11 protein-coding genes are annotated in these 16241 nt (G+C 71.5%); all 11 read right to left on the minus strand.

The features are described from left to right. Positions 1 to 66: 66 nt before the first annotated feature. Positions 67 to 1443, minus strand: coding sequence for an NDP-hexose 2,3-dehydratase family protein (locus J8403_RS04820; RefSeq protein ID WP_211122027.1), 1377 nt, complete (start codon positions 1441 to 1443; stop codon positions 67 to 69). After that, positions 1437 to 2423: an aldo/keto reductase gene (locus tag J8403_RS04825; RefSeq protein WP_211122028.1), complete on the minus strand. Its 987-nt coding sequence runs from the start codon at positions 2421 to 2423 to the stop codon at positions 1437 to 1439. The genes J8403_RS04820 and J8403_RS04825 overlap by 7 nt, the downstream gene beginning before the upstream one ends. Further along, complete coding sequence (locus J8403_RS04830; RefSeq protein WP_246585691.1) at positions 2423 to 3388, minus strand: NAD-dependent epimerase/dehydratase family protein; 966 nt, start codon at positions 3386 to 3388, stop codon at positions 2423 to 2425. The genes J8403_RS04825 and J8403_RS04830 overlap by 1 nt, the downstream gene beginning before the upstream one ends. Before the next feature lie 92 nt (positions 3389 to 3480). Further along, the gene (locus J8403_RS04835) at positions 3481 to 4179 is read right to left on the minus strand and encodes a response regulator (protein ID WP_246585692.1); all 699 of its coding nucleotides are present in this window, start codon (positions 4177 to 4179) and stop codon (positions 3481 to 3483) included. Next, positions 4176 to 5438: a sensor histidine kinase gene (locus tag J8403_RS04840; RefSeq protein WP_211122029.1), complete on the minus strand. Its 1263-nt coding sequence runs from the start codon at positions 5436 to 5438 to the stop codon at positions 4176 to 4178. The genes J8403_RS04835 and J8403_RS04840 overlap by 4 nt, the downstream gene beginning before the upstream one ends. Position 5439: 1 nt before the next feature. Further along, a complete protein-coding gene (locus J8403_RS04845) occupies positions 5440 to 6177 on the minus strand; it encodes an ABC transporter permease (protein WP_014056964.1) in 738 nt (245 codons plus the stop codon). Positions 6178 to 6198: 21 nt separating this feature from the next. After that, the gene (locus J8403_RS04850; RefSeq protein WP_093467141.1) at positions 6199 to 7107 is read right to left on the minus strand and encodes an ABC transporter ATP-binding protein; all 909 of its coding nucleotides are present in this window, start codon (positions 7105 to 7107) and stop codon (positions 6199 to 6201) included. A gap of 157 nt (positions 7108 to 7264) precedes the next feature. Next, entirely contained in the window at positions 7265 to 7861 is a 597-nt protein-coding gene (locus J8403_RS04855) for a dTDP-4-dehydrorhamnose 3,5-epimerase family protein (RefSeq protein WP_211122030.1), read from the minus strand. Next, a complete protein-coding gene (locus J8403_RS04860) occupies positions 7858 to 9090 on the minus strand; it encodes an activator-dependent family glycosyltransferase (RefSeq protein WP_211122031.1) in 1233 nt (410 codons plus the stop codon). Before J8403_RS04860 ends, J8403_RS04855 begins: the two co-directional genes overlap by 4 nt. Positions 9091 to 9125: 35 nt before the next feature. Continuing rightward, positions 9126 to 9911 carry a thioesterase II family protein gene (locus J8403_RS04865; RefSeq protein WP_211122032.1) on the minus strand — a complete coding sequence of 262 codons (786 nt, stop codon included), beginning with the start codon at positions 9909 to 9911 and terminating at the stop codon, positions 9126 to 9128. A 59-nt stretch (positions 9912 to 9970) separates the two neighbouring features. Further along, positions 9971 to 16207, minus strand: coding sequence for a type I polyketide synthase (locus J8403_RS04870; RefSeq protein ID WP_211122033.1), 6237 nt, complete (start codon positions 16205 to 16207; stop codon positions 9971 to 9973). Between the last annotated feature and the right edge of the window lie 34 nt (positions 16208 to 16241).

A 16241-nucleotide genomic window follows, 5' to 3' on the forward strand; every position in this document is an offset into this window, starting at 1 on the left:
TATGGCAGCGGCCACGATCCGAATAACCCCTACGTCCGCCCAGGTCCGGCCCCCCTAGGCGCCCCCCTATACCGCCAGGGAGTGCAGACAGGCGATGAGCGTGCGGGCCTCGACATTGACGTAATGGCTGTGACGTATGAGGTCGAGCAGCTGACGCACCGCCATCCAGCGGTAGTGCGACGGCTCCTCGGGGACGGCGCTCATCTCGGTCTCCACGACGAGATAGCGGTTGAAGGCGTGGAAGAAACGGCCGCCTTCCTCGGAGAGCACGGTGTCGAACCGCACCCGGTCGGCCGGCGCCTCCACCACCTCCCGGAGGAACGGCGGCGTGGCCCCCTCGGGCAGATGGGTGTAGTTGCGCGGTGTGCACTGCACGGTGGGGGCCAGCTCCACCACATCCGTGTAGCCGGGTTCGGCGCGGGCCTGCACCAGCACATGGGGCACCTTGTCGGCGTAGGCCAGCAAGAAGGCCGCCACGCCGGGGCCATGGGGCTCGATCATGGGCTGGGTCCAGCCGCCCACCTCACGGCCGCCCGCGGTGACGTCCACGGCCATCACGCTGAAGAAACGCCCGCTCTCATGGGAGATCCGATGGGCGCCGCGGTGCCAGCCGGTCGTCTCCCGCAGCGGTATCCGCTCGGTGAACACCTCGCGCTCGGTGCGCAGCCCGGTGATCCAGCTGAGGATGTCGGCGTCGCGGTGGCGGCTGTGGGCCCCCAGGGCGGGGAAGGTCTCCTCGGAGTCCAGCGGGGAGTGCGGCAGACAGGCCAGGACGCTGCGCGCGTCCATGTTCACCAGGTCCTCCACGGCCAGCAGATGGTGCAACTGGCCCAGAGTCAGCCAGCGGAAGCCGTCGCGCACCTCGACGTCCGTCTCCGGTGCGACCTCGACCAGCATGTTGCGGTTGCGCTTGTGGAAGAACCAGCTGCCCTGCTCCGACTGGCGGACGTCGGCGAGCACCCGGTGCCGTTCGGGCTGCTGGAAGTACTCCACATACGGCACGGCCCGGCCCTTGTGCACACGGGTGTAGTTGCTGCGGGTGGCCTGGACGGTGGGCGACAGCTGCAGCCCGCCGTGGTTGCCCGGCTCCATCTTGGCCTGCATCAGGAAGTGCGGTACGCCGTCGAAGTCCTTGACCAGGATGCCGAGGATGCCGATCTCCGGCTGGTGGAGGATCGGCTGGCGCCACTCCTCCACCGGCGCCCCCGGCATCCGCACCCGAAGGCCCTCGACGGAGAAGAACCGGCCGGTCTCATGGACGAGGTTGTGGGTGTCCGGCGCGAACTCCCAGCCACGCATCGCCTCGAACGGAATGATCTCGACCCGGGACTCGTCGGCGTCGACGCGCTCCCGGAACCAGCGCTGGAAGTCGGCGAGCAGGGTCACCGAACTGTCGACGGTGGCGGCCGAGCGGACCAGCCGCTCCTGGAGCGTGCTCACCACGCCCACGCCTCCGGTCCGGGGCCGCCGTTGCCGATCGGCGGGAACAGCCGGTCCAGTTCGGCGAGCACCTCGTCCGGCAGCGTCAGCTCCATGGCCTTGAAGGCCCCGTCCAGCTGGTCCAGGCTGCGCGGCCCGATGACCGGCGCGGTGATGCCGGGGCGGCCCATCACCCAGGCCAGCCCCACCTCGGCCGGGTCGGCGCCGAGGCCGTCGCACAGCTTCTCGTACGCGGCGACGGCGTCCCGGTGGACCTCCAGCGCCTGGGCCGCGCGGCCCTGGGCGGTCTTCATCGCGGTGCCCTCGGCCAGCTTGCGCAGCGCCCCGCTGAGCAGTCCGCCGTGCAGCGGGGACCAGGCGAGCACCCCGACGCCGTACCGCTGGGCGGCGGGGATCAGCTCCAGTTCGATATGGCGGGTGACGAGGTTGTAGACGCTCTGCTCGGAGACGATGCCGAGGAAGTGGCGGCGGGCGGCGGCCTCCTGGGCCTCGGCGATATGCCAGCCGGCGAAGTTGGACGAGCCGACGTAGCGCACCTTGCCCTGCCGGGTCAGCGTCTCCATCGCCTGCCACACCTCCTCCCAGGGGGCGTGGCGGTCGATGTGGTGCATCTGGAACAGGTCGATCCAGTCGGTGCCCATCCGGCGCAGCGAGTCCTCGCAGGAGGCGATGATGTGCCGGGCGGAGAGCCCCGAGTCATTGGGCCAGTCGCTCATCGGGTTGAACACCTTGGTGCCCAGTACGACCTTCTCGCGCCGGCCGCCTCCCTCCGCGAACCAGCCGCCGAGGAACTCCTCGGTGTAGCCCTTGTGCTTCTGCCAGCCGTACTGGTTGGCGGTGTCGACGAAGTTGACCCCGCGGTCCAGGGCGGTGTCCAGGATCGCGTGGCTCTCCTCGTCGCTCGCCCTGACCCCGAGGTTCAAGGTGCCCAGGCACACCCGGCTCACCTTGAGGCCGGTACGTCCGAGATAGGTGTACTCCATCAGTGTCCTTCGGTACGGGCCGCCGCGGCAGCCGGTCGGCTCGAGGTGGCGGAGGCGGCCCACAGGTCGTGGAGGGATTCCTTCAGAGCCACCTTCGGGGACCAGCCCATGAGCCGCCGGGCCAGGCGGATGTCGGCCTGGGTCCAGCTTCCGCCCTTGCTGTGCACGGCGCCGCTCTCCTCGCGTACCAGCTCCGCGGGGACCTGGGAGGCGGAGATCAGCAGCCAGGCCAGTTCGCGCATGCTGGAGGCGTCGCCCTGCCCGATGTTGATCGCCCGGCCGGTCACCGGGCTGCTCGCGGCCAGCACCACGGCCTCGGCGACGTCGCGGACGTCGATGAAGTCGCGCTGGTCGTCGACGAGGGTGAGGGAGAGCGGAGCGTCCTTCGTGGTCTGTCGCAGCCGGTGGGCGAGTCCGCCGAGGAAGCTGCCCCGGGGGGTGCCCGGTCCACAGACGTTGGTGACGCGCAGGACGCAGCCGTCGATGCGGCCCGCGTCCGCCGCGCCCAGGACGATCCGGCTGCCGATGAGTTTGGTGCGGGCGTAGGGGGTGTGGGGGGCGGTGGGGTGGTCCTCGGCGATGGCCGTGCCGTCGGGGACGGGGCCGTACTCGTGCACCGAGCCCAGATGGACCAGCCGCGGCCGCCTGGGGAGGGCCGCCACGGCGTCCACCAGCCGGTCGACGAGCGGGATGTGCGAGGCCGTCATGCTCTCCTCGTCGCCCTCCCAGCTGTCGCCCGCGGCGTTGACGACGAGATCGGCGGACTTCGCGGCCCGGGCGATGTCGTCGCTCGGCGCGGATACCGCGTCAAGGGGCAGGAATACGACTCCGGGAATGGGTTCAGCGGGTTTTCTCGCTATTGCCAGGACTTCATATCCGCGTTTGGTGAGAGCCCTGCAGATATGTCGCCCGATGAATCCGGTGCCGCCGATCACAACGGCCTGCCGATCTCGCATGTGGGCCATATCGCCACCGTATTGGCGCCGCTTCGAGCGGAACAACCCCTACCCTCGCCCACCCCTATCTGCCACCCCTATCACGGCTCCGACCTGCGATGTCATTGGAATAGATGTCGTTTATGGGCCTCACTGACGGCGGCCGCGCGATCCTTCACCCCGAGTTTCTCGTAAACATGCAGCAGATGTGTCTTCACCGTCGCCTGGCTGATGAACAACGCCGCCGCGGCCTGTCGATTCGTGGCCCCGTCCGCGATGAGCCTGAGCACTTGGAGTTCCCGGTCGCTCAGCGGTCCCTGGGTGGGTTTGCGAACTTGGCCGAGAACCCTCCCCGTGACCGCGGGCGAGAGGACGGACTGGCCCGAGGAGGCGGATCGCACGGCGCGGGTGAGCTCCTCGCGCGGGGTGTCCTTGAGGAGATAGCCGGTCGCCCCTGCGGCCAGGGCGCCCATGACGTCGCTGTCGGTGTCATAGGTGGTCAGCACCAGGATCCGGGCCTCCGGGTCGCCGCGCAGCAGCCGCTTGATGGCCTCGACCCCACCCATCCGGGGCATGCGCAGATCCATCAGGACCACATCGGCCGGCCGCCGCTCGTACAGTTCGACGGCCTCGGCACCGTCGCCGGCCTCGCCGATCACCGTGAAGTCGGGGTCCCGCTCCAGCACCCCGCGCAGCCCGTCGCGGACCACGGGGTGGTCGTCCACGATGAGGATGCGGATGGGCGCGCCGCCGTCGTGGCCGGGGCGGCCGTGGGGGTCGCCGCCTGGGGTGTTGTTACCGCTGGGGGTGATTCCGCTCATGCACCGGCTTCCTGGGGGATGACGGGGACGGCCGCGCTGATGGCGGTGCCCTCGCCACGGGCGCTTTCGACGTCCAACGTACCGGCGACCCGGCCCAGTCGGCGCCGCATCGCCACAAGCCCCAGCCCGTGGTCACCGGAGGTGCCGGCCTCGGCCTCCGCGGCCGCGGGGTCGAATCCGACGCCGTCGTCGAGCACATCGAGGACGACCACGTCGTCCATGTACGACAAGGTGATGCCCACCTTCGACGCCTCGGCGTGCTTGGCGATGTTGGCCAGGGCCTCCTGCGCCACCCGGTAGAGGGTGGCCTCCAGTTCGGCGTGGACGGGGGTGGCGGTCCCGGTCGTCGCGAACGCCACCTTCGCCTCCCGCCCCCGTGACCAGCCCTCGATCAGGCACTCCAGGGCGTCGGGCAGGGTCCGGGACTCCAACTGCTCGGGGCGGAGCGCCTGGACCGACCGGCGCGCCTCGGCCAGGCTGTCACGGGCCAGGTCCTTGGCCGCGACCAGATGGCGGCGCCACACCTCGTGGTCACCCTCGGCGTGTTCGGCGGCTTCCAGCTGCCGGATGATGCCGGCCAGCCCCTGGGCGAGGGTGTCATGGATCTCCCCCGCCATCCGCTGGCGCTCGTCCAGCACTCCGGCCTCCCGCGCCTGGGTGATCAGCTGGGCGTGGAGCCCGGCGTTCTCGTTGAGCGCCGAGCGGAGTTCGGCCACGGTCCGTTTGCGCCGCTGATGCTGTTCGTTCAGCCGGCTCGACAGCAGATTGATCCAGCCGATCACCACGGTCTGGAAGGCGATGGCGGCGATATAGCCGACCACCGCGCCGGTCGTGGGCCGCGGGAGGCCGTCCGGCACGGTGTTGACGACGAACGAGGTGGCGGCCACGGACACCAGCGCCCAGACCGTCGGCAGCAGCACCAGCGCCTGCAGGAACCCGGTGGCGGCGAAGACCATGAACACCTGGTCCCGCGCCACCAGCGCGGCGGAGAGCGCGAGCAGCCCGGTGAAGTACACGGCCGTCCGCGCCACGCCGTACGGCTGTCTGCTGCGGCGGCCCGTCGGCAGGGTGTAGGTGCCCAGGATCCACAGGGCGGCCAGCGCCGCCAGGCCGAGCGTGGTGAGCAGCCGCCGGCCCGGCGGCGGGCCGTGGACCAGGCTCAGGGCCGTGGACAGAAACAGCAGAAGGTAGGGCAGCCCTCCGAACAGGATGTCGGAGTGCCGCTCCCACCGTCCGCCGTCGTCCTTGGACGCGCTCACCTCACTCCCAGCGGAACAGCTTGGCCGCGGCCGCCGTGGCGGCCACCGCGATCACGCCGAGGACGGTCAGGTGCAGTGCCTGCGGCCACTGGTTCTCCCAGGAGTCGCGCAGCGCCTGCAGCGCGGCGCCCAGCGGGGTGTAGTCGCCGATGGTGGACACGGTCTCGGGCAGATCCTCCTTGGGGAGGAACGCCCCGCCGAAGAAGAGGCTGGGGAAGAGCAGGGAAAGGCCCATCGCGGTAGCCGACTTGCTGCTCGGCGCGATGGCCGCGATCACCAGGCCGATGGAGAACAGCGCCCAGGTGCCCAGGGCGAAGCTCACCAGGAAGGCGGGGACGTCACCGGGCAGCTTGGTATCGAAGGCGGCCTTGCCGACGATGAGCACCAGCACCGCGGAGACCGCCGCGGTGACCAGGTTGATGAAGAGCTGGGCGATCAGCAGATTCCCGGGGTGCACGGGGCTGGCGGCCAGGCGCCGCAGGATGCCCTTCTCCCGGTAGGTGGCCAGCGTGGTGGGCAGCAGGTTGAGGGCCAGCATCGTCAGACACAGCGACATGGCCATCGCGGGGACGAACGCGGCCATCGACTCCTTGGTGGCGGCGTCGTCGTTGGACTTGGTGGTGACGAAGTGGAAGATGGCCAGCAGCATGATGGGCAGCGCGATGACGAAGAACACCGCGGTGGGATCGCGCAGGAACAGCTTGCTCTCGACGAAGGTGAGCTTGGTGCGCCCGGACATGGCAGAGATCTCCTCGGCGGTTCAGTTGGCGGGCTTGGAGCCGGTCAGGGCGACGAAGGCGTCATCGAGACTCGCCTGTTCCAGGCGGAGTTCGTTGGCCACGATCTGATTGCGGGCCAGGACGGAGATCACCGCGTAGACGACATTTCCCTTGCCGACCACCGTCACCTGGGACTTGGACCGGGTCACACTGCTCACCTCCGGCAGGGAGGTCAGCAGTTCGTCGTCCATCGGCACGGACGGCTTGAACCGGATGATCTGCTGCTCGTCGACCCGGGACACCAGTCCGGAGGGGGTGTCCAGGGCGACGACCCGGCCGGATTCGATGATGGCGATCCGGTCGCAGAGCCGCTCGGCCTCCTCCATGAAGTGGGTGACCAGCAGCACGGTCACGTCCTGCTCCCTGACCTTCTCGATCAGCTTCCAGGTCTCGCGCCGGGCGTGCGGGTCCAGTGCGGTGGTCAGCTCGTCGAAGACGGCGATCCTGGGGTTGCCGACCAGAGCGAGTGCGATGGACAGCCGCTGCTGCTGTCCGCCGGACAGCGATCCGTAGGCGGTGTCGGCCTTGCCGGACAGGCCCCAGTCCTTGATGAGCTCACGCCAGTCGACGGGGTCGCGGTAGAAGGTGCTGTAGAGCTCCAGGGCCTCCCACACCTTCATCTTGGGGGGCAGTTCGCTCTGCTGGAGCTGGATCCCGATGGACTCGCGCAGCTCGGCGAGGTCCTTCAGCGGGTCCAGGCCCATCACGGAGATCTCGCCGCCGTCCCGTTTGCGCATCCCCTCGATGCATTCCACGGCGGTGGTCTTGCCCGCGCCGTTGGGGCCGAGGATGCCGAAGATCTCACCCTCCTCCACGGAGAAGGACACGTCCTGTACCGCGACGTGATTGCGGTATTCCTTCCGCAGGTTACTGACCTCGATCAGCGGCATCGGCCCGGTCCTCCTCGCTTTTGTTCCTTCACTCTTCCACCGTAGGAAGCGGGTATCCCCCGCGGATCGGCCCATCGGCTGCCCACCGGGCTGATCCTCCCTCCACCCACCGGCTGACCGGCCGCATCAACCGATCGGTGGAGGGGGGTACGCCGGGTCAGTCACACCGGGGGTGCAGCGCCCGGCAGACCTCGTAGGACGGCAGCAGGCCCGCCCGTTCGGCCTCGGCCAGCCCGGGGGCGTCCCGGTCCCGCCGGGAGACCAGATACTCCAGGTCCGTGGGCCAGGGCAGGCCGAGCGCCGGGTCGAAGGGATTGATCTCGTGCTCGGCGCCCGGGTTGTACTCCGCCGAGTTCAGATAGGCCGCCACGGTGTCGTCCCGCAGCGCGATGAAGGCGTGGCCGAGGCCCTCCTCCAGATACACCGCCCGGTACGAGACGGGGTCCAGGCGCACACTGTCCCAGTGGCCGAAGGTGGGCGAGCCGACCCGCAGGTCCACCACCACATCGAGGAGTTCACCGCTGGTGCAGGTCACCATCTTGGCCTGGCCCGGGGGTACGTCCGCGTAATGCACCCCGCGGACCGTGCCGCGCCGGGAGACGCTGTGGTGGTTCTGGCCCAGGCGCAGCGGATGGCCCACGGCCGCGGCGAAGGCCGCTTCGGTGTAATGGGCGACGAACGCCCCGCGCTCGTCGCGGTGGACGTCCGGGCTGAACTCGTAGGCGCCGGAGACCGCCAGCTCGCGCACCTTCATCGGCCGTGCTCCATGGTGAGCTTCTCCAGCACCGGCACCACATCGTGCGGGGTGGGGGTGTGCAGGTTCTCCTCGCGCAGCCGCTCGGCGGTCTCCTTGTACGTGGCGTCGCCCAGCAGCCGTTCGACGCTCTCCCGCAGCACCTCGGCGGTCAGCTCGGAGGCGTGCACGGCCAGTCCGGCACCGGCCTCGTGCAGACTGGTCGCCTTGTTCCACCAGTCGCCGTAGCGGATGGTGGGGATGAACTGCGGTACGCCGTTGACCAGTGCGGTGCCCCAGGAGCCGAAGCCGCCGTGGTGGATGAGGACCGAGGCGCCGGGCAGCAGGGCGTGCAGCGGGACGAAGTCGACGATGCGGGTGTTGGCGGGGATCTTCTCCAGGGCCGCGACGTCCTCGGGCGGCAGCGCGGCCACCACGTCGATGTCCATGGTCCCGAGCGTGTCGATGATGTCGGTGACCGGCATGAAGGTGCCGCCCAGGGCCGCCCGCGCCGAGACGCCGGAGGTCAGCACGGCCCGCGGCCGCTCGGGGACCTCGCGCAGCCAGTCCGGGATCTCACAGGGGCCGTTGTAGGGCAGATAGCGGACCGGGACCCGGTGGACGGACAGCGGCAGCTGGAGGCTGGTGGGGATCTGGTCGATGGTCCACTGGCCGACCACGACCTCCTCGTCGAAGGTGCGGTCGTAGCGGGCGAGGATGCCGCCGAGCCAGTCGGCCATCGGGTCCTCGCGGCGCTCCTCGGGCTGCTCCGCGAGGCGGGTCAGGAACACCTCGCGCATCGTGGAGTAGATGTCGATACACCACAGCAGCCGGGCGTGGGCGGCACCCACGACCCGGGCGGCCACCGGGCCCGCGTAGGTGACGGGGTCCCAGATGACCAGATCGGGCTGCCAGTCGCGGGCGTAGGCCACCAGCTCGTGGACCATGCAGTCGTTGTAGGTCTGGTACGCGAACATCACGCTGACCTTGAACTTCATCAGCACCTGTTCCCAGGAGTGCTGATCGAGGTCCGGAGTGGACCAGTCGGACAGCGGGTTCTCCAGCGAGTCGCGGTTCTGCGTCAGCATCTCGTGGAGGTTGTGGTCGGTGCCGACGGAGACGGCGGTCAGACCGGTGCTCTTGATGTGCGTGGTCAGCGCGGGGTTGCTGGCGACATGCACCTCGTGGCCGGCCGCGGCCAGCGACCAGGCGAGCGGGACCATGGTGAACAGGTGCGATTTCTCGGACACCGTCGCGAAAAGGATACGCATCGTCGGTTTCTCTCTCAGTCGATGGGTCGTCGGGGGCGGGCGGTGGCCGCCCGCAGGGTGTCCGTGATGACTCCGGCCACCGCTGCCTTCTGCTCACCCAGGTAGAAGTGGCCGCCGGAGAAGACCTCCAGCCGGAAGGAGCCCGTGGTGTGCTCCCGCCAGCCCGCCATCTCCGGGGCTCTGACGCGGATGTCGCTGTCGCCGGCGAGCCCCACGATGTCGCAGCGCAGCCTGGCGCCCGGCCGGTACTCATAGGTCTCGGCCGCCTTGTAGTCGCTGCGGATGGCGGGCAGGGTCAGCCGCAGCAGTTCGGCGTCGCCGAGGATGCGCGAGTCGGTCCCGCTGACCAGGTGGAGCTCGGCGATGAGCCCGGCGTCGTCGCGCCGGTGGATGTCCAGGCTCCGGTGGTGGGAGGGCGCGGGCCGGCCCGAGGCGAAGAGCGCCACGGGCACGGTCCCCAGCTCCCCTTCGAGCAGCCGGGCCAGCTCGAACCCGACGCTCGCGCCCATGCTGTGGCCGAACAGCGCGATGGGCCGGTGTGCCGTCAGCGGCGTCAGCGCCTCGAAGATCTCGCGCGCCATCTCGTGGATGTTCTCGATGGGCGTGTCATGGCGGCGGTCCTGCCGTCCCGGGTACTGGACGGCCAGCGCCTCCACGGTCGGCGGCAGCAGTTCGGAGATGGGGAAGTAGAAGCTGGCGGCTCCTCCCGCGTGCGGCAGGCAGACCAGGCTGACCTCGGCCTCCGGACGCGGATGGAACCTGCGGAACCACAGGCTCTCATCGGTGACGGGCAACGCCATGGTCGTCGTTCCTTTCGCGGTGCGGGAGGGCGCCTCGGTGGCGTGTGTGCGGGGCGTGGTCAGGCGCCGTCGCGCGGCAGGGACTCCAGCCAGTCCTCGATGGCCTGGGCGGTGGGGAGGGAGTGGTCCTCCATCATGGTGAAGTGGTTGCCGCGCACATCGACGATGTCGTGCGGCAGCTCCCAGAAGGACCGCCAGTCGGGCAGCTCCTCCAGCTTCAGCGAACCGGTGGACAGCGGCTCCATCGCGCGCACGAGAAGGGTGGGGGTCGCGATCGGCTCCGGATCCCAGCTGCCGAACAGGTTGAGATACCAGCCCATGGCCGACAGCCGGTCGTCGTCCATGGTGACGAACACGCCCTCGCGCTCGGTCATCCCGTCCATGAGCGAGAGCCCGAACTGGTTGAGGATGCTGCTCTTGGGCACGTACGTGTCCACCAGCACCACCGCGGTCGGCCGGATGCCCATCCGCTCCAGATGTCCGGCCGCCGCATGGGCGAACCAGCCGCCCGCCGAGGAGCCCAGCAGCACGATCGGCGCCCCGTCCGCGGCCTTCGCCACCGCCTCGGCCTGGGCGGCGACCACCGCGTCCGCCGTCTCGGGAAGGGGCTCGCCGCGGCCGAAGCCCGGCAGCGCGAGCGCCGACACATCGCGCCGGCCCCGCTGTGAGGCAGCGAACCGCGCGTACTGGTGGATGCCCGCGACCGCCAGGCACGAGGAGAAGCAGAACATGTGCTGCTCGGCCGGGCCCTTGCTGAGCCTGACCGGCGTCGGCAGCTTCTCCAGCTCCGAGGTGGCGCTGAACCGGGGCCGCAGCGCCGCCGTGGCGTGCAGCAGGTCGAAGATCTCTTTCCATTTCCCGGTCTCGAACGCCTGGGTGTACAGCGCGCTCAGCGTGGTGGACTCACCCGCGGCGGCGGGCGCCGCGCCCGTGGGCGTCTCCGCGGAGGGACCCGACTGCCGGGCCGCGGCCAGGTCCGAGCGGAGCCGGGCGGCCAGATCGGTGGGCGTCTCGTGGTCGAAGACGAGCGTGGCGGGAAGCCTCAGCCCGGTGGCCGCGTTCAGCCGGTTGCGCAGCTCGACCGCGGTGAGCGAATCGAAGCCGGAGTCCACGAACTCATGGGTGGCACCGATGGCGGACGGGTCCGGGTGGCCGAGCACGGTGGCCACCTGCGTGCGCACCAACTCCACCAGAACGGCGTCCTGTTCGGCCTCGGACAGCCCGGCGAGCCGGTCCCGGAGCGCGGAGTCGCCGCCCGGCGAGCCGGCGCGCGTGGTCGCGCCCGCCCGGCGCGCCGGTGTCCGCACCAGTCCGCGCAACAGCAGCGGCACCGAGCCGGATCCGGCGTTCGCGCGCAGCGCCGCGAGGTCGAGCCGCATCGGGATCAGCAGCGGAGTGTCCAGGGCGAGGGCGGTGTCGAGCAGTTCCATGCCCTGTTCGGAGGAGAGCGCGGCCACGCCCGAGCGGGCGGCCCCGGCCGTGTCCGCCGTATCCGTCATCGTGCCGGCCTGCGCCCACAGCCCCCAGGCGAGGGAGTGGGCGGGCAGCCCCTGCGCCCTGCGGGCCTGCGCGAAGGCGTCGAGGAAGCCGTTGGCGGCCGCGTAGTTGGCCTGTCCGGCGCCGCCGAGCACCCCGGCGGCCGAGGAGAAGAGCACGAACGCGGCCAGGTCCAGCTCCCGGGTGGCCTCGTGGAGGTGGAGTACGGCGTCGGCCTTGGGCCGCAGCACCGTGTCCATCCGCTCGGGGGTGAGCGAGGAGATCACCCCGTCGTCCAGTACCCCGGCGGTGTGGAACACCCCCGTCAGCGGGTGGTCGCAGGGCACCTGGGCCACCAGGGCGGCCACGGCGTCCCGGTCGGCGGTGTCGCACGCCGCCACGGTCACGGTGGCGCCGAGCGCGGTCAGCTCGTCCCGCAACTGACCGGCCCCCTCGGCGGCCGGTCCACGGCGGCTGGTCAGCAGCAGATGGCGGACGCCGTGCCGGGTCACCAGGTGGCGGGCGAGCAGCCCGCCCAGCGCCCCGGTGGCGCCGGTGATCAGAACGGTGCCCTCGGGGTCCAGCGGACGCGTGGCGCCGGTCCCGCCCTGGGCGCGGGCGAGCCGCGGGGTGTGGGCCTGGCCGTCCCGCAGCGCGAGCTGCGGCTCACCGGAGGGGAGGACCGCCGGGAGGGCCCGTACGGACTCCTCGTGCTCGTCGAGGTCGACGAGGGTGAACCGGTCGGGGTTCTCCGACTGCGCCGAGCGCACCAGACCCCACACGGCGGCGCCGGGCAGATCGGTGACGTCCGCGCCGGGCGCGGTGGCCACGGCGCCCCGGGTGACGAACACCAGCCGGGAGTCGGCGAACCGCTCATCGGCCGACCAGCTCCGGGCCAGCTCCAGGGCGGTGCCCAGGGAGGCCCGTACCGCGTCGGCCGGTGCGCCGGGCCCGGCCTTGCAGCACACCAGGACCGCCGCGGGGGCGGCCGTACCGGCATCGAGGGCCGCGCCCAGCGACTCCAGGTCCACATACGACTCCAGGTGGACCCCGGCCGCGAAGAGGCTCTCGGTCACCTCCAGTCCGTCGTCGCCGACCAGCGCGGCCCGGGTCAGCGGGGTGGCCGGGGCGGAACCGGCGAGCGCGGGCCAGTCGAGCTGGAACAGTGCCTCGTTGCTCGCGGCGCGGGCGCCGCTGAGCTGGTCGCCGGTCATCTTCCGCAGCAGCAGGCCCTCGACGGTGGCCACCGGGCGGCCGGTGGGGTCGGCCACCGCGAGCGCCACGGTGTCCTCCCCGGCCGGGGAGATCCGCACCCGCACCTCGTCGGCCCCGGCGGCGTGCAGCGACACCCCGGTCCAGGAGAACGGCAGCCGCCCCTGCGCCGTCTCGGGGTCCTCTCCGGCGAAGAGGGTGCCGAGCGCGATGCCGTGCAGGGAGGCGTCGAGCAGGGCCGGGTGGATCCCGTACGCTGCGGCGGCCGGCTGCTGCTCCCGGGCCAGCCGTATCTCGGCGAACACCTCGTCGCCGCGCAGCCAGGCGGCCCGCAGGCCCCGGAAGGCCGGGCCGTAGCCGAAGCCGCCCGCCGCGTACCGCTCGTACATGTCGCTGACGTCGAGTTCGGTGGCATCCGCCGGAGGCCACGCGGTCAGCTCCGCGGGGGTGGCCGGTGCGGCGATGGCGAGCGTGCCGGTGGCGTGCGGGGTCCACGGCTCGCCGAACCCGGCGCCCTCGGGGCGGGAGTGGACGTTCAGCGGGCGGCGTCCACTCTCGTCGGGTTCCCCTGCGGTCACCCGGAGGGTGAGCGCGCCACGGGCGGGGAGGATGAGCGGCGCCTGGAGGGTCAGCTCCTCCACCTGGTCGCAGCCGACCTGGTCACCGGCCTGGATCGCGAGTTCCAGGAAGGCGGTGCCGGGGAAGAGGACGGTGCCGGAGACGGCGTGGTCGGCCAGCCAGGGCTGGGCGGACAGGGACAGCCTTCCGGTGAGCACCAGGCCGTCGGTGTCGGCGAGTTCGACGGCGGCGCCCAGCAGCGGATGCCCGGCGGCACCGAGGCCCGCGGAGGTCACATCGCCGGCCCGGTCGGGGCCGTCCAGCCAGTAGCGCTGCCGCTGGAAGGCGTACGTGGGCAGCTCCACCCGCCGGGCGCCACGGCCCGCGAACACCCTCTCCCAGTCCACCTCGCCACCGTGGGCGTGCACCCGGCCGACCCCGGCCAGCAGCGACTCGGCCTCACCCCGGTCCTTGCGCAGCAGCGGGACGAACGCGACGGCATCGGTGCCGGAGACGCACTCCTGCCCCATCGCGGACAGCACGCCGACCGGGCCCAGCTCTACGCAGCGGGTCACGCCCTGGTCCTCGAGAAACCGCATACCGTCCTGGAACCGCACCGGCCGGCGCACATGGCGCACCCAGTACTCGGGCGTGCACAGCTCCTCGGCCGCCGTCCCGCCGGTCACATTGGACACCACCGCGATCCGCGGGGTGGCGTAGGACAGCTCACCGACGACCTTGGCGAACTCCTCGAGCATGGGCTCGATCAGCGGTGAGTGGGCGGCGACGCCGACCCGCAGCCGCTTGCTCTTGACGCCCACCGCTTCCGCGATCCGCAGGACGGCCTTCTCGTCACCGGAGATCACCGTGGCGGCGGGGCCGTTGACCGCGCCCAGGGCCACCCGGTCCTCGTGGCCCGCCAGATGGGGCAGCACCTCGGCCTCACCGGTCTGCAGCGAGACCATCGCGCCTCCGGCGGGCAGCGCGTCCATCAGCCGGCCCCGGGCCGCGACCAGCGCACAGGCGTCCGGCAGCGAGAACACGCCCGCCACATGGGCCGCCGCCAGCTCGCCCACCGAGTGGCCGACCAGGAAGTCCGCGGTCACACCCCACGACTCCAGCAGCCGGTACAGCGCCACCTCGACGGCGAAGAGGCCGGTCTGGGTGTAGAGGGTCCGCTCGAGCAACGCGGCGTCCTCGCCGAAGACCACGTCGCGCACCGCGTGCTCGACATGGCCGTCCAGGTGGCGGTCGAGTTCGGCGCAGACGGTGTCGAACGCGGCGGCGAAGACCGGGAAGGCGGTGTGCAGGGCGCGTCCCATGCCGAGCCGCTGTGCGCCCTGCCCGGTGAACAGGAACGCCGTCTTGCCCGCACCGGCCACCGCGCCGGGCATGACACCGGAGGCCAACTGGTCGAGCTCGGTGAGCAGTTCGGCGCGGTTCGATCCCACGACCACCGCGCGGTGGGTGAAGGCGGAGCGGGTGAGCGCCAGCGAGTAGCCGATGTCCACCGGGGACGGCTCGGGCGTGCCCGCCACATACGACCGCAGTCGCGCGGCCTGGGCGCGCAGGGCCTCCTCGGTGCGTCCCGACAGCGGCCACGGCACCGGGTCACCGGCGGCGGGGACGGTGTCCGACGGAGCCTCGGGCTCGGGCTCTTCGGCGGGGGCCTGCTCCAGGATCACATGGGCGTTGGTGCCGCTGAATCCGAAGGCGGAGACCGCGGCGCGGCGCGGCCGCTCGGTCTCCGGCTCGGGCCACGGCCTGGCCTCGGCCAGCAGCCGTACCGCGCCCGACTCCCAGTCGACGTTGGGGGTCGGCTCCTCGGCGTGCAGCGTCTTGGGCAGTATGCCGTGGCGCAGCGCCAGCACCGTTTTGATGATCCCGCCGACGCCCGCGGCGGCCTGGGTGTGGCCGATGTTGGACTTCAGGGAGCCGAGCCACAGCGGGCGGTCCTCGGGGCGGTCCTGGCCGTACGTGGCGAGCAGGGCGCCCGCCTCGATGGGGTCGCCGAGCGAGGTGCCGGTGCCGTGTGCCTCGACCGCGTCCACATCGGCGGCGGTCAGCCCCGCGTCGGCCAGCGCCTGCCGGATGACGCGCTGCTGGGAGGGGCCGTTGGGGGCGGTGAGCCCGCTGCTGGCGCCGTCCTGGTTGGTGGCGGAGCCGCGGACGACCGCGAGCACCCGATGGCCGTTCTCCCGCGCGTCGGACAGCCGCTCCACGAGCAGCATGCCCACGCCCTCGCCCCAGCCGGTGCCGTCGGCGGAGGCGGCGAACGCCTTGCAGCGGCCGTCGGAGGCGAGCCCGCGCTGCCGGCTGAAGTCCACGAAGGCCACTGGTGTGGACATCACCATCGACCCGCCGACGAGGGCGAGTTCGCACTCCGCGCGGCGCAGCGCCTGCGCGGCGAGATGCAGGGCCACCAGCGAGGACGAGCAGGCGGTGTCCACGGTGACCGCGGGGCCTTCGAGTCCGAAGGTGTAGGCGATACGGCCGGAGGCGATGCTGCCGGAGCCACCGCTGCCGACGTAGCCCTCGACGTCGTCGGGCACCTGGCGCAGCCGGGTCGCGTAGTCCTGGTACATCACCCCGGCGAAGACCCCGGTGCGGCTGCCGCGCAGCGTGGCCGGGTCGATCCCGGCCCGCTCCAGGGCCTCCCACCCGGTCTCCAGCAGCAGCCGCTGCTGGGGGTCCATGGCCAGCGCCTCGCGCGGGGAGATGCCGAAGAAGGCGGGGTCGAAGTGGTCGGCGTCGGCGACGAAACCGCCCTCCCGCGCATAGCTCGTCCCCGGCTTGTCCGGGTCCGGGTCGTAGAGGGCCTCCAGGTCCCAGCCCCGGTCGGCGGGGAACTCGGTGACCGCGTCACGGCCGTTCGCCACCAGCTCCCACAGGTCCTCCGGCGACGCCACACCGCCGGGATAGCGGCAGGCCATCCCGACGATGGCGATGGGCTCGTGGTCCTTGGCCTCGGCCTCCTGAAGGCGCTGGCGAGTGCGGGCCAGATCCGTGGTCACTCGCTTGAGGTAGTCGCGGAGCTTTGCCTCGCTCACCGTGTACCGCCCATCTCTTTGATTTCCAACTCCG

Source organism: Streptomyces yatensis, assembly GCF_018069625.1.
GTDB lineage: Bacteria > Actinomycetota > Actinomycetes > Streptomycetales > Streptomycetaceae > Streptomyces > Streptomyces yatensis.